The organism is Lentibacillus halodurans (assembly GCF_900112045.1).
Lineage (GTDB): Bacteria > Bacillota > Bacilli > Bacillales > Amphibacillaceae > Lentibacillus > Lentibacillus halodurans.
Genome location: NZ_FOJW01000006.1, coordinates 34,542 through 53,803, shown reverse-complemented (window position 1 = coordinate 53,803; position 19,262 = coordinate 34,542). Strand labels below are relative to the sequence as shown.

At 42.3% G+C, this 19,262-nt stretch carries 22 protein-coding genes and 1 other annotated feature; of the genes, 13 read left to right on the top strand and 9 right to left on the bottom strand.

The genetic code is table 11. The features are described 5' to 3' along the window. Positions 1 to 19 precede the first annotated feature (19 nt). The 6 genes from ehuA to BM195_RS08425 form a co-directional block, all read right to left on the bottom strand. Positions 20 to 793 carry an ectoine/hydroxyectoine ABC transporter ATP-binding protein EhuA gene (gene ehuA, locus BM195_RS08450; RefSeq protein ID WP_090236539.1) on the bottom strand — a complete coding sequence of 258 codons (774 nt, stop codon included), beginning with the start codon at positions 791 to 793 and terminating at the stop codon, positions 20 to 22. Then, positions 793 to 1,524: an ectoine/hydroxyectoine ABC transporter permease subunit EhuD gene (ehuD, locus tag BM195_RS08445; RefSeq protein WP_090236538.1), complete on the bottom strand. Its 732-nt coding sequence runs from the start codon at positions 1,522 to 1,524 to the stop codon at positions 793 to 795. Before ehuD ends, ehuA begins: the two co-directional genes overlap by 1 nt. Next, on the bottom strand, positions 1,521 to 2,234 hold the full coding sequence (ehuC, locus tag BM195_RS08440) for an ectoine/hydroxyectoine ABC transporter permease subunit EhuC (RefSeq protein ID WP_090236537.1): 714 nt from the start codon (positions 2,232 to 2,234) through the stop codon (positions 1,521 to 1,523). The genes ehuD and ehuC overlap by 4 nt, the downstream gene beginning before the upstream one ends. A gap of 83 nt (positions 2,235 to 2,317) precedes the next feature. After that, complete coding sequence (gene ehuB, locus BM195_RS08435; RefSeq protein ID WP_090236536.1) at positions 2,318 to 3,232, bottom strand: ectoine/hydroxyectoine ABC transporter substrate-binding protein EhuB; 915 nt, start codon at positions 3,230 to 3,232, stop codon at positions 2,318 to 2,320. Positions 3,233 to 3,906: 674 nt separating this feature from the next. Continuing rightward, a complete protein-coding gene (locus BM195_RS08430) occupies positions 3,907 to 4,932 on the bottom strand; it encodes a ring-cleaving dioxygenase (protein WP_090236535.1) in 1,026 nt (341 codons plus the stop codon). A gap of 106 nt (positions 4,933 to 5,038) precedes the next feature. Then, a complete protein-coding gene (locus BM195_RS08425; RefSeq protein ID WP_090236534.1) occupies positions 5,039 to 5,611 on the bottom strand; it encodes a M15 family metallopeptidase in 573 nt (190 codons plus the stop codon). Positions 5,612 to 5,824: 213 nt separating this feature from the next. On the opposite strand from BM195_RS08425, the gene BM195_RS08420 reads away from it, so the two are divergent. From BM195_RS08420 to proS, 6 genes are all read left to right on the top strand, one after another. Next, a complete protein-coding gene (locus BM195_RS08420) occupies positions 5,825 to 6,445 on the top strand; it encodes a glycerol-3-phosphate acyltransferase (protein ID WP_090236532.1) in 621 nt (206 codons plus the stop codon). Between the two features lie 21 nt (positions 6,446 to 6,466). Next, a complete protein-coding gene (locus BM195_RS08415; RefSeq protein WP_090236530.1) occupies positions 6,467 to 6,952 on the top strand; it encodes a DUF456 domain-containing protein in 486 nt (161 codons plus the stop codon). Positions 6,953 to 7,010: 58 nt separating this feature from the next. After that, positions 7,011 to 7,844: a bifunctional hydroxymethylpyrimidine kinase/phosphomethylpyrimidine kinase gene (thiD, locus tag BM195_RS08410; RefSeq protein ID WP_090236526.1), complete on the top strand. Its 834-nt coding sequence runs from the start codon at positions 7,011 to 7,013 to the stop codon at positions 7,842 to 7,844. A gap of 220 nt (positions 7,845 to 8,064) precedes the next feature. After that, positions 8,065 to 8,619, top strand: coding sequence for a cysteine hydrolase family protein (locus tag BM195_RS08405; protein WP_090236522.1), 555 nt, complete (start codon positions 8,065 to 8,067; stop codon positions 8,617 to 8,619). Between the two features lie 100 nt (positions 8,620 to 8,719). Further along, positions 8,720 to 9,259 (top strand): GNAT family N-acetyltransferase, encoded by a 540-nt coding sequence (locus BM195_RS08400; RefSeq protein ID WP_170848199.1) that lies wholly within the window; start codon positions 8,720 to 8,722, stop codon positions 9,257 to 9,259. 38 nt (positions 9,260 to 9,297) lie between these two features. Then, positions 9,298 to 9,522, top strand: a binding site (T-box leader). A gap of 113 nt (positions 9,523 to 9,635) precedes the next feature. Further along, positions 9,636 to 11,033 (top strand): proline--tRNA ligase, encoded by a 1,398-nt coding sequence (gene proS / locus BM195_RS08395; RefSeq protein WP_425283906.1) that lies wholly within the window; start codon positions 9,636 to 9,638, stop codon positions 11,031 to 11,033. 98 nt (positions 11,034 to 11,131) lie between these two features. Here the strand turns inward: proS and BM195_RS08390 are convergent, their stop codons facing one another. Beyond that, complete coding sequence (locus BM195_RS08390; RefSeq protein WP_090236516.1) at positions 11,132 to 11,611, bottom strand: glutathione peroxidase; 480 nt, start codon at positions 11,609 to 11,611, stop codon at positions 11,132 to 11,134. A 121-nt stretch (positions 11,612 to 11,732) separates the two neighbouring features. After that, a complete protein-coding gene (gene trhO / locus BM195_RS08385; protein ID WP_090236514.1) occupies positions 11,733 to 12,707 on the bottom strand; it encodes an oxygen-dependent tRNA uridine(34) hydroxylase TrhO in 975 nt (324 codons plus the stop codon). 281 nt (positions 12,708 to 12,988) lie between these two features. Here trhO and BM195_RS08380 point away from each other — a divergent pair, with 281 nt between their 5' ends. From BM195_RS08380 to BM195_RS08365, 4 genes are all read left to right on the top strand, one after another. After that, the gene (locus BM195_RS08380) at positions 12,989 to 13,189 is read left to right on the top strand and encodes a cold shock domain-containing protein (RefSeq protein WP_211772918.1); all 201 of its coding nucleotides are present in this window, start codon (positions 12,989 to 12,991) and stop codon (positions 13,187 to 13,189) included. A 122-nt stretch (positions 13,190 to 13,311) separates the two neighbouring features. Further along, positions 13,312 to 13,998 (top strand): class I SAM-dependent methyltransferase, encoded by a 687-nt coding sequence (locus BM195_RS08375; RefSeq protein WP_090236512.1) that lies wholly within the window; start codon positions 13,312 to 13,314, stop codon positions 13,996 to 13,998. A gap of 4 nt (positions 13,999 to 14,002) precedes the next feature. Beyond that, positions 14,003 to 14,311 carry a hypothetical protein gene (locus BM195_RS08370; RefSeq protein WP_090236509.1) on the top strand — a complete coding sequence of 103 codons (309 nt, stop codon included), beginning with the start codon at positions 14,003 to 14,005 and terminating at the stop codon, positions 14,309 to 14,311. 91 nt (positions 14,312 to 14,402) lie between these two features. Next, complete coding sequence (locus tag BM195_RS08365) at positions 14,403 to 14,846, top strand: GNAT family N-acetyltransferase (RefSeq protein ID WP_090236506.1); 444 nt, start codon at positions 14,403 to 14,405, stop codon at positions 14,844 to 14,846. Between the two features lie 270 nt (positions 14,847 to 15,116). Here BM195_RS08365 and BM195_RS08360 read toward each other — a convergent pair whose 3' ends face one another. Further along, positions 15,117 to 16,403, bottom strand: a complete 1,287-nt coding sequence (locus BM195_RS08360) for a S8 family peptidase (protein ID WP_090236502.1) — start codon at positions 16,401 to 16,403, stop codon at positions 15,117 to 15,119. Positions 16,404 to 16,912: 509 nt separating this feature from the next. On the opposite strand from BM195_RS08360, the gene BM195_RS08355 reads away from it, so the two are divergent. The 3 genes from BM195_RS08355 (at position 16,913) to BM195_RS08345 (ending at position 19,107) form a co-directional block, all read left to right on the top strand. Next, complete coding sequence (locus tag BM195_RS08355; RefSeq protein WP_090236499.1) at positions 16,913 to 17,824, top strand: endonuclease I family protein; 912 nt, start codon at positions 16,913 to 16,915, stop codon at positions 17,822 to 17,824. A gap of 315 nt (positions 17,825 to 18,139) precedes the next feature. Then, a complete protein-coding gene (locus BM195_RS08350; protein WP_090236496.1) occupies positions 18,140 to 18,805 on the top strand; it encodes a TraR/DksA C4-type zinc finger protein in 666 nt (221 codons plus the stop codon). A 92-nt stretch (positions 18,806 to 18,897) separates the two neighbouring features. Beyond that, on the top strand, positions 18,898 to 19,107 hold the full coding sequence (locus BM195_RS08345) for a zinc ribbon domain-containing protein (protein ID WP_090236491.1): 210 nt from the start codon (positions 18,898 to 18,900) through the stop codon (positions 19,105 to 19,107). The last annotated feature ends 155 nt before the right edge of the window (positions 19,108 to 19,262 follow it).

The following is a 19,262-nucleotide window of genomic DNA, read 5'->3' as shown; positions in this document are numbered from 1 at the left end:
ACGGTCAGCTTTTTGATGTTTATGATGACCTGAAACGGTGCAGGAAACTTTGCAGCCGCTCATTTGTCGGGTTTTCCAATACATCAGATGGCGGTCCTTCTTCAGCGATAACACCGTCATCAAGAAAGAGAACACGATCGGCGATATCGCGGGCAAATTCCATCTCGTGGGTAACTAGGACCATTGCCATTTCACCTTCTTTTGCAATGTCACGGATAACTTCCAGTACTTCTCCGACCAGTTCAGGGTCAAGTGCTGATGTTACCTCATCAAATAACATGACTTTCGGTCGCATCACCAGTGCACGAGCCATGGCAACACGCTGCTTCTGCCCGCCAGATAGCTGACTCGGGTAATTATCCAGTTTATCACCAAGCCCTACTTTCTCCAACATTTCAATGGAAAGCTGCTTTGCCTCTTTTTTATCCACTTTTTGCACGTGAACCGGTGCTGACATACAGTTCTCGAGAATTGTCATGTGCGGGAAAAGATTAAAGTGCTGGAAAACCATTCCGATATCCCCGCGTACCTGCCTTAAATGTTTTTCATTGGCAGGTACAAGCTCACCGTTTTTCTCCATATGCCATAAATTCTTGCCATCGACAATAATACTTCCCGATGTCGGCTGCTCGAGTGTCATCAGCATGCGGATGATGGTTGTTTTTCCGGATCCGCTTGGCCCAATGACAGCCACCTTTTCTGCCGGTTTAATATCAAGATCAATACCTGTCAGCACTTCTGTATCTCCAAAAGATTTATGCACATCCTGATAACTTACAATTGCTTCGGTCATTACGATACAGCTCCTTCCTTTTCTTTAGTTGGCTTACTGCCGCTTGGTTCCTTTTTATCAAAACGCCGGTTCATTTTACGTTCAAGTTTATTGATCAATATGGCGGATGGATAACTTAGCACAAGGAATAGGATAGCCACAATCGTTAAGGGCTCCAGATATCTGAAGTTTGCTGAACCATAAGAGTTTGCTATATTCAATATTCCTGCAACCCCGATCGTTGAAGCTAATGGAATTTCCTTGAACATAATAATCAAATAATTCCCAAGCATTGGTATGGTCGGCGGAATAGCTTGCGGTAAAATAATTCTGGTCCATTTATGTCCGGTTGAAAAATTAAGAGCCCGGGCTGCTTCCCATTGCCCTTTATCAACTGCTTCGATTCCGGAACGATAAACTTCACCGATATACGTGCTGAAATGAATACCCAAACCGAGAATAGCACTTGTGAATGGGTCCAGTGCAAACCCGACAACCGGTACCATAGGCCATGCATAGAAAATGAAAAATAGCTGTACAAGTGGTGGTGTCGAGCGGATAAATTCCATGATCCATCTGAACAGCCACTTTAAAGGTTTGACCCGGATTGCCCCCAGTAAGGTCCAAATAAAGCCAAATATTAGTGCAAATAAATACGTTGCAATAGTCAGTCCTAATGTAATGCCAAGTCCTTCTAATACAATCGGGAAGGCATCAAAGAATGTATCCCATTGCCAGTTGCCATTATTCATTGACTAGCCACCCCTTTCTTTGATGCTCCTTCCATTTTTCTGGTCAGCCATATTAACGGCAAGGCCATGATGAAATAGAATACAAGCACTAAGAAATAGACAGTCGGTGCCTGTGATAGATTACTGCTGCGTAAAATATCACCATAATATAGAATGTCGGTCATACCGATTAATGAGACAAGTGACGTCGCTTTGAGCATTTGAATGAGGTAGTTACCAAATTCCGGGAGCATCATGCGAACCGCTTGTGGAAAAATGACCAGACGCATACGCTGGAAACTTGACATGTTGAGTGCGGTAGCAGCTTCGGTCTGTCCTTTCGCAACAGATAGTATGGAGCCACGTACAATTTCCGACATGTATGCACCATAGTTTAATGCAATTGCAAGTACACCAGCGAGGTAATCACTTCCCAAATCAATTCCAAATAATATCGGCAATGCATAAAAAAGCCAGAATAGCTGTACAATTAATGATGTACCGCGGAAAACTTCAACATAAAATGTGGTTAAATACCTAACAATCGGATTTTTGGATAATCGACAGAAGCCGGCAATAAATGCCATTAAATAGCCGAGAATGATAGAACCAATCAATACTTGAATCGTTATTCCCAAACCTTGCATCAGGACAGGGAATATATCACTGATTGCGCTAATGATAATCACTCCTTTTTGAACACCATGTTTAATCTTAAATTTATTCCTCATAAGAATAGGGTCAGACTCCCTGGGTAAGGGAGCCGGACCCTATGGAGTCATCGCAGGGATATTTTCATAGTCTCATACTGAGATTAATATTTTTCACCACTGCAGATTTCTTCAGTTGTGATATCTTCAGGCGGTGCGTTATTCTCAGGATGGAAACCATTTTGTTCTAATAACTCGGCAACTGTACCGTCATCAATTAATTTTTGCAGTTCCTCGTTATATGCTTCACGCAATTCGTCATTATCCGGATGGAATGCAGCAGCTCCATAGCTTGGAACACCTTCTATGTCCGGCTGCTCAAAGTCTTCCACAAATTCAAGATCACCATTATTCGCAGATTCCAATGCCATTTTGACCGTCATTTCTGTACCGGTCGTTGCATCAGCGCGACCGGATTCAACAGCAGAGAACGTTGCAGGAATATCGGAAGCTTCCTGTATTTGACCTTCACTTACGCCTTCTCTTTGCACGTAATCAATTTCTGTTGCTCCGGACATGATGGATACGGTGGCATCTGATTCAGCGATGTCTTCATAACTGTGCAGATCCATCGGGTTATCTGCTTGAACAATAAGTCCTTCCCCATACACCATCTCCGGCTCGCCAAAGTCTGCATTTTCACAGCGATCCGGGTTAATCGCCATACCTGCCGTTATAACATCAAAATTTCCTGCATTCAGCCCCGGGATTAACTGACCGAAGTCCAGCAGCTGGCTTTCAATATTATCGACACCCAGATTTTCAAATACTGCGGTGGCAATATCAACTGCAGCACCTTTCAATTCCCCGTCTTCCTCATAGCCATATGGTTCTTCGTTAGCGAATCCAATTGTAACTGTTCCCGATTCCTGAATTTCAGCAAGCCTTGAATCTTCGCCGGATTCACCTTCACTTCCGCCATCTCCGTTATCACCGCTGGTTTCATCAGAACCGCCTCCGCAAGCGGCCAGTACAAGAATGAAGATGGTGAAGATTGATGCTACTAATAATTTTTTCATCTCCTAAATGACCTCCCATAATTTTTTTGAGTGAAATCGGGTTAACATTCACCGTGATGCTAATCCCATTTATCTGTTTCTCTTTCTCAGATGCTTCCCTAGGTGGAGCATTAAGTAATAGATGTGTTCAATATCCGGTATAAAAAATACTGATGTATACACAACTTTTTTACTAGTTATTGAACAGCAGAACAGTGAGGAAAATTCTTCAACCGGTCATATTATAATAATATCGGGATTTATTCATCGGTTCAAATAGTATATTTTTTGATAATTTGGAATATACCCTTGTGATTATTTGTAAGCTCTATAAAACTTGGATATATCATAGTATACTTTGAAATAACTTGTATAACTTGTATATGCTCAATATTTGCAATTATTACAGAAAATTCAATCAAAATTTCGGCCACTCATGAGATAAATAACGAATAGCATAATATATGAGCGATACCAGGAAATATGTCATATGAATGAGTTATATTTTGTCCTATATATAACGGTCAGGTGATCTTCAGGCGACAAAAAAGGATATATTTTTGCTTCTGCGAAGGCGTTCACCGTTCTGTCGTACTAACACCATTAGCACGTCCCTGTGCGTCTAAAGTCTCATTGATTGAAGTTCCATCTTTATAGAATGCAGGTTTCAGGTGGAGAAGACTAGGGAGAATATGTTAGCGAAACCAGTTTGAACAACGTTGGATACAACAAGACCACACTGAATGGTGTGGTCTTATTGTATCCAACGGTTTTAGGTTTGCCTCAATCTCTTCTCGCCGATCTTCAAATAATGGCGGCAGCGCCAGTGATTCACCCAGATTATCCACGTCCTCATCCGTCGCAAATCCCGGACCGTCTGTTGCCAATTCAAACAGGATGCCGTTCGGCTCCCGAAAATATAGGGATTTAAAATAAAAGCGGTCTATCAGCCCGGAATTCGGGATGCCCTCTTTCTTAATCCGGTTCTTCCATTTTGCCAATTCATCTTCGTTATCAACACGAAATGCCACATGATGGACGCTTCCCCGGCCAGGACGTTCCTTCGACAGGTCATTGCGTACTTCCAGATGAACCTCTGCACCAGTGCCACCTTCCCCGGTAGCAAAAACACGTATGTCGTCCTGGTCGTTATCGAGTGATGAATAGCCGCCGACTTCCCGGAATGTTAAGATCTCGGTTAGTACCTTGATTGTTGGAGCGGGATCCTCAACGGTTAACGTGACGGGTCCGAGGCCGATTATGCCTTTGTCGGCGGGGGTATTGCTATGTTCCCATACTTTGCCACCTTTTACGCCCGTGTTCGTTTCATCCGAGATAAGTGTCAAACGCTGGTTTTCCGAATCTCGGAAATGGATGACGTGACGCGATCCCTGCTTCGTCATGCCATCATGGTCAACGTTATGTTCGGTCAGCCGTTTTTCCCAGTATTGCAATGCGCGGTCATTTGGAACGCGCAGGGAGGTGCCGGATATGCTGCTGATGCCCGGATAGGTTCTGCCTGCCTGCGGTATTTCAAAAAAGGTTAGGTCAGAACCCGGGTTGCCAACTTCATCCGCATAAAACAAATGGTAAACAGATGGATCGTCCTGATTGATGGTTTTTTTGACCAAGCGCATACCTAAAACTTCTGTATAGAAATGATAATTATTCGCTGCGTTTGCGGTGATAGCAGATACGTGGTGGATGCCTTTCAGTTCCATAGAGCATGTCTCCTTATGAATCGGTAATTTAGTTTGAATTTAAGCTAATTTTATTCAAACTAAATAGAGTATAAAACGCTTTGAATGGTGTGTATAGTATATTGCTTTACTCATCAGATTCTTCATCATGTTTTGGACGCAGGCCCTGTTTCAGCTGTTCTATGCTTAGCCCGAAGTCCATTTGCAAATGCGGGTAATCCTTGAAATGATTCCAGTCACCACCCCATTCAAACCCCAGTTCCTTTGCCATATCAGCAACTTCAAACCAGTCTGACTCACCGTTGTTGTTCCCGTCATAGCTTGTATCCCAAATGATGTCACCATTATGATTGCGCAAGGCATAATCAACCGCCATGCCATAGTTATGGTAGGATTCGCCGCCTTTTGCATAGGTGACAATACTGCCATCTTCTGAGCGCCCTTGTTCATATAGGTTATTCTGCTCCTGAATGGTGCGCACAGTTTCTGTAATCACAACTTCGATATTTCTTTCGGCAGCTTGTTCAACCAGTTCCTCTGTTTCTGCGGCAACGATCGGGTCGAGATTTTCCGGGAGGGGCAGATCTCCCCCTTGATCGATATAACGGTCGGTTTTTAATTGGTTATATAGAAAGAAAAGCATTACAAGAAATAGAATGATGATGATCCATGCTATGATGTCTTTGCGATAATGTTTCAAATTCGGGAGGTCTCCTTGAGAAAAGATTTCAATTGAAATTATAACATGTATGATCAGCATGATTCTAAAACGTCATGACTTTGCCTGAAAAAGTGATTTGCTTTCTATATATAATCGAAAGGAATCAGCAAAAAGGGGCATGATTTTTGAAAATAATAGTCTTGTAGTATGGTGGTTCTGAATATAAGATATGATGAAGGGGGGAGAGCTATTGTGTACATGCTGATTGTCAGTCTGATCGGGTACTTGTTTGGCTGCATTCATGGTTCACAGGTTGTTGCCAAATACAAGAAATTGGATATTAAGAACAAAGGGGTCAAAAATTCCGGAGCTTCCAATACAACGATTTTGTTAGGATGGAAATATGGTATTCTGGTCGCATTTATTGATATTTTTAAAGCGACATTATCGGTTTTATTGGTGTTATATATTTTGGAAGGCCAGGGTATTATCGGATCGGAGCAAACACTATTGGTGTATATCAACGCATTGTTTATTATTATCGGCCACAATCATCCAGTCACTATGAAATTCAGCGGTGGAAAAGGAACTGCATCATTAGTCGGTATATTGCTTGCAGTTGATTGGCAGATAGCGGTTATTGGAATCGCGATTTTGCTTTTATTTACATTGGTAACGGATTATTTGGTTATTGGCGTTTTATTTATGTATGTATCATTTTTGATCACGACTTATCTGTTCTTTGGAATCGAACCTGCGATGGTTGTTGTGCTAATATCGGTTATGAGTATTATGAAACATATGGAGAATTATAAACGTATCGTCAATAAGGAAGAAACGAAACTATCAAGTATGTTTCGCAAACAGACATAGAAGTGGAGGCAGTTGCAGTCAATGCTGGATATTATTGTTTGGATTGTTATCGTTACACTATTTATAGCAAGCTTTGCGGGTGTTATTTTTCCGATTATTCCATCCCCGTTAGTACTTTGGGTTGGTTTTCTGCTGTATCATTTTGTCATCAATGCCAATGAGCTGACGGTTTGGTTCTGGGTGGCGATGGCTGCGTTGACCGTTATTTTGATTGTTGCGGATGTCATCGCCAACAGTTATTTTGTCAAAAAATACGGCGGCAGCAAATGGGGAGAACGCGGTGCTGCCATCGCCGTTATTGTCGGTTCATTCATTATACCGCCATTTGGCATTTTAATCATCCCATTTGTGGCCGTGCTGGTCATTGAGTTGACGCAGGCAAAAACATTTGAAGAGGCAATGCGGGCGTCTATCGGTTCCTTAATCGGGTTTCTGGGCGGTGCCGCAGCCAAAGTGATTATTCAATTCGTGATGATTGTATGGTTCTTTGTCGTAATTATACTATAGCCGTCTAACAATCCAAAATGTTTAGAAGAACATTTAGAAGCGGAAGGGGTTTTTCATCATGAAGTTACCGTCACGTGTGATGACAATCGCGGGGTCTGCTGCCGGAGGAAGCGCCGGCATTCAGGCAGACTTGAAGACATTTCAGGAGCTTGATGTATATGGTATGAGTGTTGTAACAGCCATTGTTGCCAGGCACCCGGAAACAAATAAAAACGTACACTTGCAAACAATTGAAGCAATCGAGGCACAATTTGCAACAGCTGTCAGGCAAGTTGGTGTTGATGCGCTCAAAGCCGGCATGTTGTTTTCCAAAGAGATTATTGAGAAGACGGCAGATCTGATTACCGGATCAAATGTCCAAACGGTAGTGGTTGATCCGGTAATGGTCGGCAAACTTGATTCCAAGCTGCTTGCGAATGATGCCATCGATGTTTTAAGGGAAAGCCTCTTGCCAATGGCGGATGTCATTACCCCAAATGTACCAGAAGCGTCGTATCTTTTGGATGGGCGATCGTTGACAACAGTCGACGATATGAAGCAGGCCGCGATTGATCTGCATGAACTTGGACCGCAGTATGTTCTGGTTAAAGGCGGGAGATTGAAAGGCGAAGCAGTCGATGTGCTGTATGACGGCGAGACGTTGACCGCATTCGAAGCCACCCGGATCGATACGGAAAATACAAGCGGGGCAGGCTGTTCGTACTCAGCTGCTATTACTTCCTATATAGCGAAGGGGTATCCGGTTCCGGAAGCAATTCGTCTCGCGAAAAGTTTTGTCACAACGGCTATTGAATATGGGTTTTCCTATACCGATATGGTCGGCCCGACGTATCATGCCGCAAAGCGTATGAAAGGGGAAGCGCATGGAGTAAAGTGGAGAAGTTTTGATTGAATGTTTGCAGGCTGGTGTGAGGGATAGCATTAGCTCGTACGAGTAAGTGCTAAACGTGCGAGGTCAGAAGCAATGTGTGCGACGGTGGGGCTCAAATGTGCGAGAACTGTTCAAACTCGAGCGAGAGTTATGAGTAGTACTGGTTCGAGCGAGAGAAGTGCATAGATGTGACAGAAAAATACTAAACGGTGGTAAAAAAATTAAAGAGGGAGTGGTATGAATGGGGAAGCGCGCATTAATTAATGTGGATTATACGGTTGATTTTGTGGCGGATGACGGGAAATTAACGTGCGGCAAACCTGGACAAGCTATCGAGGAGAAGATTGTTTCAATTACAAAAGAATTTGTTGCTGCAGAGGATTACGTCGTGTTTGCGATTGATGCACATGAGAAAGGGGACACTCTGCATCCGGAAACAGCACTTTTCCCGTCGCACAATATTATCGGAACTGAAGGACGGGAACTGTATGGTACATTAGCTTCGGTTTATGCAAAACATAAGGATAAGAGCAATGTCTATTACTTTGACAAAACGCGTTATAGTGCTTTTGCCGGAACAGACTTAGAGCTAAGACTTCGTGAACGCGGGATTGATGAGCTTCATCTGGTTGGTGTCTGCACAGATATATGTGTGCTGCATACCGCTGTTGATGCGTATAATAAAGGATTTAATATTGTCGTTCACAAAGACGCTGTCGCAAGCTTTAACGCGGCAGGGCATGAATGGGCGCTCGGTCATTTTAAAGAAACACTCGGTGCAAAAGTGGAATCTTGAAAGAAAAACCAGGCGATTTGCGGTTCATAAAGAGAACAACTGCTCAGGCTTTCGTCCTTTTCGTTTAAATGAATTGGCATGCTGTTATTGGGGGGGCTGTATGGGGAGTATTTTTAAAACAGATACATTTGAACATTATACAATCAGACAAGCGTCTGTGAAAGATGCCGATACCGTCACCAGAATATTGCGCGATGCGGCCCAATGGCTTATTAATAAGGGAATTCATCAATGGGACTACTACTTGAGTGATGACGCCGCTGCAGAAATAAATCAGGCCATTAAAGCCGGCACAACTTATATTGTGGAAGATAGGGACAATCAGGCCATAGCGACATTCAATCTTTCCATGGAACAAAGCGAGCTTGATATCAGTATATGGGGCGCTCGGGATGATGAGGCGCTTTATCTGCATAGGCTGGCAGTTGATAAGGACTGTCGTCACAAGCAGATTGGAAGAAGGCTTTTGGAGTGGATTCATGTCAATAGCCATCTCGACCGTGGTGTACTTCGTCTGGATTGTGTTGCGGATAACCTATCACTGAATCAGTTTTATGCGGATGCAGGGTTCACGTTTTCCGGTCACATCCATGCAAAGAAAATTCAGTTTTCCAGATATGAAAAGCGCTTAAATGCTTGACTTTGGACAGGTATCCTTATATATTTAAACATACAATAGATGAAACGCTGATGAGGATTAGTATCATTTGCTGTCTTTCACAGAAAGGAAATGGCTGCTGGAAATTTCCAAAGACACAAAATGGGAACCTGCCTCTGAGTTCGCTGTCGGAAAGGCTTATTGCCGTAAGACTTGCGCGGTTTTAAACCGTTATGATATGAAGTGTACAGTACGCTTTTGACGGCTGTAAACAAGGGTGGTACCACCATGCCTCGGTCCCTTTTTCAGGACGGAGGATTTTTTAATATTTTTAAGGCTTCTTTGGAAGGATTTTAATTTTATAGAGGGAGTGTCTTAATTGGGTAAAAATAAACAATATGTTGAGAAAATTACCGCCATGGAAGACGATTTCGCCCAGTGGTATACAGATGTTGTCAAACAGGCGGAGCTGGTTGATTATGGTACTGTCCGCGGAACCATGATCATCAGGCCATACGGGTTCGCCATTTGGGAAAATATCCGTGATGAACTGGATCGCAAATTCAAGGAAACTGGTCATTCCAATGTTTACTTCCCATTATTTATTCCGGAAAGTATGCTGCAAAAGGAAAAAGATCATATTGAAGGTTTTGCGCCTGAAGTTGCCTGGGTCACACACGGCGGCGAGGAAGAACTGGCGGAGCGGATTTGTGTCCGTCCGACATCCGAAGTGCTGTTCGGTGAATATTATGCCAAGAATATTCATTCTTATCGCGATCTGCCAAAATTGTATAACCAGTGGAGCAACGTTGTCCGCTGGGAAAAAACAACCCGTCCGTTTCTGCGCTCCTTGGAATTTTTGTGGCAGGAAGGGCACACATCCCATGCGACACAGAAAGATGCTGAAGCAGAAACGGCACGTATGCTGGAAATTTATGCAAACGTTTGTGAACATTATCTGGGCATTCCGGTACTTCGCGGAAAAAAGACCGAAAGTGAAAAATTCGCCGGCGCCAATTATACATTAACCATTGAAAGCTTGATGCATGACGGAAAGGCTCTGCAATCCGGCACGTCGCATTATTTGGGAACAGGTTTTGCCGAAGCGTTTGATATTTTTTATCTGGACGAGAACGGTGAGCAAAAACCGGTCCATCAGACATCATGGGGCATGTCCACCCGGATTATGGGTGCATTGATCATGGTGCATGGTGATAACCGCGGTTTGGTGATCCCGCCACGCATTGCCCCGACACAGGCGATGATTGTGCCGGTTGCCCAGCATAAGGAAGGTGTACTGGACAAGGCATACGATTTGCGTGATCAGCTGCAAAATCTTGTCCGTGCTGATATTGATGGCAGTGATAAAAAGCCAGGCTGGAAATTCAATGAGTATGAAATGAAGGGGGTCCCTGTCCGTATTGAAATGGGACCGAAAGATATTGAAAATGATCAGGTCGTACTGGTCCGCCGTGACACCGGTAATAAGGAATTTGTACCATTAAACGAATTGGAAGAGAGGCTGCCGGCTCTCTTGGAGGAAGTGCAACAGAACCTGTATGATCAGGCCCTGGCACATCTTAACGAAACGACCACAACTGCAGTAAATATGGATGAATTTAAGCAGGCATTGGATGAAACCCCAGGATTTATCAAAGCCATGTGGTGCGGCGATGGCGAATGTGAGGACAAAATTAAGGAAGAAACATCTGCCACATCACGCTGCATTCCGTTTGAACAGGAAAATGTGTCAGATTCCTGTGTTTGCTGCGGCAGAGAGGCAAAAGAAATGGTTTATTGGGCAAGAGCATATTAAATGACGAAAAAATCGGGCACTGATGACAGTTGCCCGATTTTTCAGCCGGACCAAAAAATAAAGGCTATCCTGAATTTTGTTCCGGATAGCCAGCATTGTTATGCCTTCAGCGCGTTTTCAATATCCTGCTGAATGCTTTCGGGTTTTGTTTGCGGTGCGTAGCGTTTAACGACGTCACCATGTCTGTTAACCAGGAATTTCGTAAAGTTCCATTTAATCTGCCTGGTCATGACACCTTTTGCCTGTTGTGTCAAGTATACAAATAAGGGATGCGCATGGTCGCCTTTGACATCAATTTTACTGAACATCGGAAAAGTAACACCATAGTTTTTGTGGCAAAATATGGAAATGTCCTCATCTGAACCCGGATCCTGACTATTAAACTGATTACACGGAAAGCCAAGTATCATGAATCCTTCATCTTTATATGTATCGTAAAGCTTTTGCAGACCTTCAAATTGTGGCGTGAACCCGCATTCGCTGGCAGTATTGACAATCAAAAGGACATTTTCTTCATAATCGGCCAGCAACTTTTCTTCCCCATCGATGGTTTTAGCGGAAAAGTCATAAACACTCATGGAAACTGCCCCCTTTTTATAAACCGTAACAATTCCGCGAAATATTGTCAAAAAATTGAATCAATGTTTAGCAAAGAAAAAAGAACCGGCTTATGGTGCCGATTCTTTTTCCGTATATGCTTTAGGCTTCTTGTTTGTGGTTTTCTTCTGCGATGATATCCAATCTTCTCTGGATTTCATCTTGTGATAAGTTGTGTTCCCTCACATACAGGTTATCACGGCTTACACGGCATTCATGTGTACAGCCGCGCATATATTTATGCTCATTTTCTTCTGAGCAGATAATTTGTTTATTGCAGTCCGGATTTGCGCAGTTGACATAGCGTTCACATGGCATTCCATCGAAATAATCTTTGCCGACAACGACATGTTCATTTTGGTTAATCGGAACAGAGATTCTTTCATCAAATACATAACATTTTCCGTCCCAAAGTTCGCCTTGCACTTCCGGATCCTTGCCGTATGTGACAATTCCGCCGTCGAGCTGATTTACATCCTCAATTCCTTCATCCATCAGCCAGCCGGAGAATTTTTCACAGCGAATTCCGCCAGTGCAGTAAGTCAGAACTTTTTTATCTTTCAGTTTATCTTTATTTTCGCGAACCCATTCAGGCAATTCACGAAATGTCTCAATATCCGGGCGAATAGCTCCCCGAAAGTGTCCGAGGTCGTATTCATAATCATTGCGAGCATCCAGAATGACAGTGTTCTCATTTTTCATCGCTTCATTAAATTCTTTAGGAGAAAGAAAGTTGGCCGTTTTTTCAAGAGGACTGACCGCATCATCCAGTTTTAGCGATACGATCTCAGGCCGCGGCCGTACATGCATTTTTTTAAATGCGTGTCCGTCATGCTTATCAATTTTGAACATCATGTCCGCAAAACGGGGGTCACGGTGCATTTCCTCCATATATTTTTCGGTCTGTTCTTTTGGACCGGATACAGTTCCATTAATACCTTCGTATGCGACTAAAATACGCCCTTTGAGTCCAAGATCCTGACAAAACGCCAAATGTTCGTCGGCAAATGTTTCCGGATCTTCCACAGGTACAAATTTGTAATAAAGTAATACCTGATAGTCCTGGTTATTTTCCATTTTATCCCACCTATCATTTATATTTGCAAGATACAAATGCAGTGGATAACTATTATAATCTTGCAGAAAAGTATTTTATCATGTTTTTATTGTTTTTGCCAGAATTCGTTCAGGATAAATTTATTCACGAAAATACTTGCTTTTTATTCCATAAAGGAGTAAAGTGGGGTATAGCAAAAGAAATTGAAATCAGTAATACTTTACGATCTCTTTAACAAGTGGTGTAAAAGTATTTATCATTCAATTACTTTGCACATATTTGCATAAGGAGGTCGTTTATTTTGATGACTGGAAAAGTAAAATGGTTTAATGCTGAAAAAGGCTTCGGTTTCATTGAGCGTGAAGAGGGCGACGATGTATTTGTTCACTTCTCAGCTATTAATGCAGAAGGCTTCAAAACACTTGAAGATGGTCAAGACGTTGAATTCGAAATCGTTGAAGGCAACCGTGGTCCGCAAGCAGCGAACGTAACGCGTCTATAATAGATGACGATTCAAATAAAGGTTTATCTCATTCGTGAGGTAAACCTTTTTTGTAACGTCAGAAAGTCATTTATGTCGGTAATCAAATGTCCAAGTTGTATCATGTTAAATGGAGGGGTTTGATGTCGCAATCATTTAATTGGCATAAGGAAGCGGAAGTGCAATGGGATAACCGTGCAGAATTCTGGAACGAGCGAAGCAAGGAAATGTGGGACAGGGGCAGCCGGAAACAAATCGTTCCATTTATTGAAAAGCATTTAGAGAAAGGAAGCAGTATAGTTGATGTAGGCTGTGGCGATGGTTATGGTTCCTATAAACTGCACAAGTCCGGATATAATGTGACGGGCGTAGATATATCCGGTGAAATGATCAAACTTGCCAAAAAACGACTGTACCAGGAAGACATTGCCTTTTTACAAGGGGATATTACAAGTTTGCCGATGTGTGATGCTAGTCAAGACAGTATGATGGCGATCAATGTTATCGAGTGGACAGCGTCACCAGTAGATGTCTTAAAGGAGCTTGGTCGTGTTCTGAAAAAAGATGGATTGCTTTTTGCGGGAATTTTGGGACCGACAGCAGGGCCACGCATGAATAGTTATCCAAGGCTCCATGGAGAAAAAGCAATTTGCAACACGATGATGCCATGGGAATTTCAGCAGCTTGCTTCTGAACTTCATTTTGAATATATGGATGGACTTGGCGTTTTTAAAAAAGAAGTCAACGGGAAACATTACGAACATTTGCCGCTGGATCTTCAGCAGGCTTTGACATTCATGTGGGTATTTTTGCTACGAAAGGCAGGCTGATGTTATGGAGAAAAAAGAAGTTGAACAAAAGGTGATTGAAAGCTATCAGCACGATGAAAAAATGATGATTCTCGTATATGCGCAATGGTGTATTAATCATGATCTTGACCCAAAGGCATTGTACGAAGAAGCTTACCCCAATCAGATGAAGAACGAGGCTTTAAGGGAAGCATTGGAATTGACTGTTTCGAAACAAGAATCAGAGGAGATACCGGATCAGACCGTGCTGAACATTCTTCAGCTGTTCGGGAATGATGATCTGGCGTTTGTAGTCCAGAGCAAAATCGCTGATAAATTTAAAAAACCTGATTGAAAAGCCTATTCTGCTGATTCATGTACAAAGCCTTGATATATCGGCCAATGTGCTGATACCAGCAAAATACTTTCAAAGGAGCGAATCTTAGATGGAATGGTCTCTTAAAACATTTCAGGAATTAACGAATGATGACTTATATGCACTCTTGAAATTGCGTGTGGATATATTTGTCGTTGAGCAGGAATGTCCGTATCCGGAACTTGACAATTATGATCAGTGGGCCATACATTATTTTTTGAAGATTGCTGACGAAATGGCTGCAAATGTCCGGATATTGCCGGCGGGCTCAAAATTCAATGAAGCATCTATTGGCCGGGTGGCCGTGGCCGAGAAGTTCCGCGGCAGTGGACTTGGTAAGGAAATGATGCGAAAAGCGATTGACTATACAACCACTGTACTTGATGAACAGCAAATTAAAATTCAGGCACAGGAATATTTGAAACAGTTTTATTCTGATCTCGGGTTCATCCAAATATCCGATCCTTATTTGGATGATGGCATTCCGCACATGGACATGTTGTTCGATAAATAATCCGTAACTTTTGATATGTCCCCCTTCACCAATAAAAGGGGGGACATATGTTTTTTGAGAAGGACTATGGCGAAAGTTATAACATAAAATATACCATTCGCGCAACAGGGAGAGCTCGGCATCGAAATCCATTGATTTTATAAAATACTACCTAATCCCAAAGTCTGGATTACCTCTCTTCAAAGAGTCTTTTTTTCATATATTGAGTATCGCCTCAGTTTCATTTTGCGCTGGAGGATACACTGAAGCAGAAGATTCTCTCTGCATATATTAGCTGTCTATTAAATGAGCAGCGTTGAGATAGCCGCTTCCTTGTGCATTGGATGGTTGTCCCAAATCTTCACTTGCATTCATCAGTTGCGCTTTTACCTGATCAGGGGTAAGGTTCGGATCACCCTGGAGCAACTGTGCAGCCACTCCGGCACAAATCGGGGTGGCCATTGAAGTTCCTGATAAAGAAACATAGTTTGAATCGACGCGTGCTGATTTATTGGTCTTATCAAGAAATGAATTCGGTGCTCTTAGAGAAACAATCTCTACTCCTGGTGTTAATAAATCCGGTTTCGTCAGTCCGTCAATTGTTGGTCCGCGGCTGGAAAAGTCAGCCACAGTATCGTCTGAACGATCCGTATTATGAAGATCATCTGCTGCACCAACAGTAATAATTTTTGGACTAGTGCCGGGACTCCCAATTGTCTGTGCCTCAGGACCTGAATTACCGGCTGCAACGCAAACTACCATGCCTTGATCCCAGGCGGCATTAACGGCTTTTACGACCGGATCGTCTTCTGCGGATTCTGTTGCTTCTGATCCAAGTGAAAGCGATAAAATATCTATATCATACTCGGTTTGATTTTGGATACACCATTCAATACCATCAATTACCGTAGATAGGGAACCAGAACCCATTTTGTTCAACACTTTCACACCAACTAAGTTAGCCTCAGGTGCCGGCCCTTTATATTGCCCATCTGATGCAGCGCCGTTACCAGCTGCATCACCAGCACAATGGGTACCATGCCCATTATCATCGTATGGTTCTGTTTGATTACCTACGAAATCCTCAAATGCTGTAATCCGTCCTTCCAAATCTTCATGTGGGTGTATTCCAGTATCAATAACTGCGATCGTTACGTCCTGCCCTGTTAAACCATTTTCTTGTAATTGATCGGAATTTATCGAAGGTGTGGCAGTATCAAGTAAAGTAGTGACTTCTCTATCATAGTGGATTTTTTTGATGTGGTTACAAGTATCAGCCAATTTTTCGATATTTTTTACTGAAAGATTAGCGGAACAACATGAAATAGAAGGGAATTCACGTAACTTGCGACATTTTGTTTTCTTTACATCATTTAAACCAGGAGTATAACGGTCATCCTCAAACTCAATGATGATAGGCAACCGCTTCATGTTTTTCCTGATATTATCCAGCGGCCGATGCAAGAAGCATGGAACGGAGCGAAACGGCCGGTAAAAGTGGATGAATTGCCGTTTTAGTTCTTTGTCTACCTTTCGCCCTTTTCGTCGAATTAATTCAATCATGGAAAAGTTTAACATGTGTTATTCTCCTTTCCGGAATTTACGTTATACTACGTAAATACTTAGAAAAGAGGATAGACAGGTTGTTTAGAAATTGGCAAAAGAGGCTTGAAACCATACTATACTTTGATATCACTAAAAGTTTTTTCAAAGGTTCTTTCTAGATTTCGATGCTAGAATTAATCATTCTTTCATAGATATTTAATATACTTTGCCCATAATTTCTCAGGGAGCATCCCGCCTTCCATTTACATTTGTCCAGGCTTTTGCAGATCTCCTCGTTACTAAATCAAAACGGGGGTCAACGACGTGGATGTTTATCTGGAAAAGAATCCTCAGATACTGTGGGAAACTCAGATGAAGGTAATAGACAATGAATAGCGTAGTGGATTGATAAAACTGATAAAGGCTGTAATCCAAGATATTTTGGTTATAGCCCCACCATACTTGATACAATAGTCGTATGGTATATAAAGGATTCCTAATTTGAAAAGTTCATACAACTATTTCCAAGGAGGAATAATGCCATGGCTTTAACCCCAAGTCAAAAGGAAAGTCTTTTTCCCGTACCAGTCAATCATGATCGCCTTCAGTCGATTCTTGACAGGCACTACGAGATCAAGGAGAGAATGAAGAAGGACGAAAAGGAATATTACGATGAGGAAAAAGATACGCAGGTACGTGAGCAATACTATCGCAGTATTCATTTTGACGGTAATGGCGATGAGGTCATTCAGTCACTTGAGGAGCTTCTGAAGGAGACACATACCGATCAAGTGCCATATGAACCTGTTGAATATGTTTACCCGTGGGTTGATCTTCGTCCAAACGGGAGCCTCAAAAGCATTTATTCTGGGGCGAACCGGCAGGCGGAGGATGTGATTAAAGCAGATTTTGAAGCTTCTTTAAAAAGAAAAGAGATGATCGACAAGCTGACACCGAATGGGGGATGGGATCAACTTGTAAGGATTGCGGATGATTTTCCATATAACTGTGAGCATGTCGTTCCTCAATCGTGGTTCAATGAGCGGGTGCCGATGCGTGGAGATATTCATCATTTATTTACTTGTAATCCTGATTGCAATTCATTTAGAAGCAATTATCCTTATCATGATTTCGCTGGCTATAATCCGCAAACGATTGGAAGCAAACAGGTGGAAGATGCATGTGGCAAGGCGGAAGATGGGCTGTTTGAGCCGGAATATGGGAAAGGTACTGCGGCTCGGGCCATGTTGTATTTTTTGATAAGATATCCGGATAAAATTGAGCAGTCACATAAAGAGACGATTGATAGGGAATTGCTGCTGAAATGGCATCAACAGTTCCCGCCAGATCTTTATGAAAGACACCGTAACCAAGCTATTTATGAAATTCAGGGAAATCGTAATCCGTTTATTGATTATCCTGACGAGATGATTCAACTTTTTAACGATAGCTAATGATGCTAAATAACACATGACAGTTCTCAAGATTTTAAAGACAAACCAATGCTGGATGAATAAAACCTCTCAATTGAGGGGTTTTTTTCATCTTTAAATCACACGTAACAATAAGGCGCTAATAGGTTGCACAAAATAACCTCAGTCAATTCCGGAAAAATTGCGTGTCAAATTGACATGAATTGGGAACGAAAATAAAGTATCAATCATTTGTATTAACACATAGTATGGTTAGCGATTCATTTTTAAGTAAAAAATCTACACCGCGATTTTGATTATAAATCTAGGTTTTCTAATGAATGGAGGCTGACAGCTATGTTGACAAATGATCAGCTTAAACAATGCAAAAACGCACTGCTGGATCGACAGAATGAGTTAATCAGTCAGGTTCAGGGTCATTTTGGTACTTCGCTTGAATTAACCAAACAATCAATGGATGAATTATCTAATTATGATAACCATCCAGGAGATATGGGAACGGAGATGTTTGAGCGTGAGAAGGATATCGCCCTTAATGAACATGCAGAAAAAGAACTGAAAGATATCAATGCAGCCCTTCACGCCATAGCGGATGGCACATATGGAATCTGCAGTGAATGTGGTGCCGATATTCCATTCGAGCGGCTGGAGGCCGTTCCGACAGCAGACCGTTGTTATGCGCATGCTGAGGATATGGATAATCATGCTAAGGATGACCGGCCAGTTGAAGAAGGCGTTTTCAGTCCGAATATCAATCCGGATGAGGTATCTGCTGAAGAACAAACGGGATATGATGCGGAAGATGCGTGGCAGGAAGTGAGCCGATACGGTACTTCAGAAACACCATCGGATTTTTACGGTGATCGTGATCATTATAATGAAATGTATCCTAACAGTGATGAGCATGTCGGAAGTGTTACCGATGAAGAAAGTTTTTTGGCGGCCGATCAGGACGGACGTTTCACGGGCGTAACACCAAATCATGAAAAATATGAAGAATAAGCTTATGCAAAATAGCTGCCGCAGTAAATAATGGTGAAGGGTGAAACGATTTACGCATGATATCCGTAATGTATGATAAGGAGATGATGAAAATGCAAGAAAATCGCGGGTGCATCAAATGCGGCAGCACAGATGCCGAGCAGAATGAAGTAGCCATGACCGGGACAGGCCTATCCAAAATGTTCGATGTGCAAAACAATCAGTTTATCGTTGTTTCCTGTCAAAACTGCGGGTATTCGGAGTTCTACAATAAGAAAAGTTCAGCTGGAAGTAATATTTTCGACTTTTTCTTTGGCAGCTAAGAAAGTATAACGGTTAGCTGTATACGTGTATATTAGGCATTCATCTAAGGCTTGATGAATGCCAAAATGCCAAGTTAGAATTAAAAAAGCTCCCGGTCAGGAGCTTTTTTAACTTCAGAGCGAATAAATTTTGCTCTTTTAAATAATATGGTCTT

Bases quoted from the DNA above. Each gene is read 5' to 3' on its own strand.
- ehuA (WP_090236539.1), bottom strand. From the start codon at position 793: ATGACCGAAGCAATTGTAAGTTATCAGGATGTGCATAAATCTTTTGGA.
- ehuD (WP_090236538.1), bottom strand. From the start codon at position 1,524: ATGAATAATGGCAACTGGCAATGGGATACATTCTTTGATGCCTTCCCG.
- ehuC (WP_090236537.1), bottom strand. From the start codon at position 2,234: ATGAGGAATAAATTTAAGATTAAACATGGTGTTCAAAAAGGAGTGATT.
- ehuB (WP_090236536.1), bottom strand. From the start codon at position 3,232: ATGAAAAAATTATTAGTAGCATCAATCTTCACCATCTTCATTCTTGTA.
- BM195_RS08430 (WP_090236535.1), bottom strand. From the start codon at position 4,932: ATGGAACTGAAAGGCATCCACCACGTATCTGCTATCACCGCAAACGCA.
- BM195_RS08415 (WP_090236530.1), top strand. From the start codon at position 6,467: ATGCTGGATATTATTGTTTGGATTGTTATCGTTACACTATTTATAGCA.
- thiD (WP_090236526.1), top strand. From the start codon at position 7,011: ATGAAGTTACCGTCACGTGTGATGACAATCGCGGGGTCTGCTGCCGGA.
- BM195_RS08405 (WP_090236522.1), top strand. From the start codon at position 8,065: ATGGGGAAGCGCGCATTAATTAATGTGGATTATACGGTTGATTTTGTG.
- BM195_RS08400 (WP_170848199.1), top strand. From the start codon at position 8,720: ATGGGGAGTATTTTTAAAACAGATACATTTGAACATTATACAATCAGA.
- proS (WP_425283906.1), top strand. From the start codon at position 9,636: ATGGAAGACGATTTCGCCCAGTGGTATACAGATGTTGTCAAACAGGCG.
- BM195_RS08390 (WP_090236516.1), bottom strand. From the start codon at position 11,611: ATGAGTGTTTATGACTTTTCCGCTAAAACCATCGATGGGGAAGAAAAG.
- trhO (WP_090236514.1), bottom strand. From the start codon at position 12,707: ATGGAAAATAACCAGGACTATCAGGTATTACTTTATTACAAATTTGTA.
- BM195_RS08375 (WP_090236512.1), top strand. From the start codon at position 13,312: ATGTCGCAATCATTTAATTGGCATAAGGAAGCGGAAGTGCAATGGGAT.
- BM195_RS08370 (WP_090236509.1), top strand. From the start codon at position 14,003: ATGGAGAAAAAAGAAGTTGAACAAAAGGTGATTGAAAGCTATCAGCAC.
- BM195_RS08365 (WP_090236506.1), top strand. From the start codon at position 14,403: ATGGAATGGTCTCTTAAAACATTTCAGGAATTAACGAATGATGACTTA.
- BM195_RS08360 (WP_090236502.1), bottom strand. From the start codon at position 16,403: ATGTTAAACTTTTCCATGATTGAATTAATTCGACGAAAAGGGCGAAAG.
- BM195_RS08355 (WP_090236499.1), top strand. From the start codon at position 16,913: ATGGCTTTAACCCCAAGTCAAAAGGAAAGTCTTTTTCCCGTACCAGTC.
- BM195_RS08350 (WP_090236496.1), top strand. From the start codon at position 18,140: ATGTTGACAAATGATCAGCTTAAACAATGCAAAAACGCACTGCTGGAT.
- BM195_RS08345 (WP_090236491.1), top strand. From the start codon at position 18,898: ATGCAAGAAAATCGCGGGTGCATCAAATGCGGCAGCACAGATGCCGAG.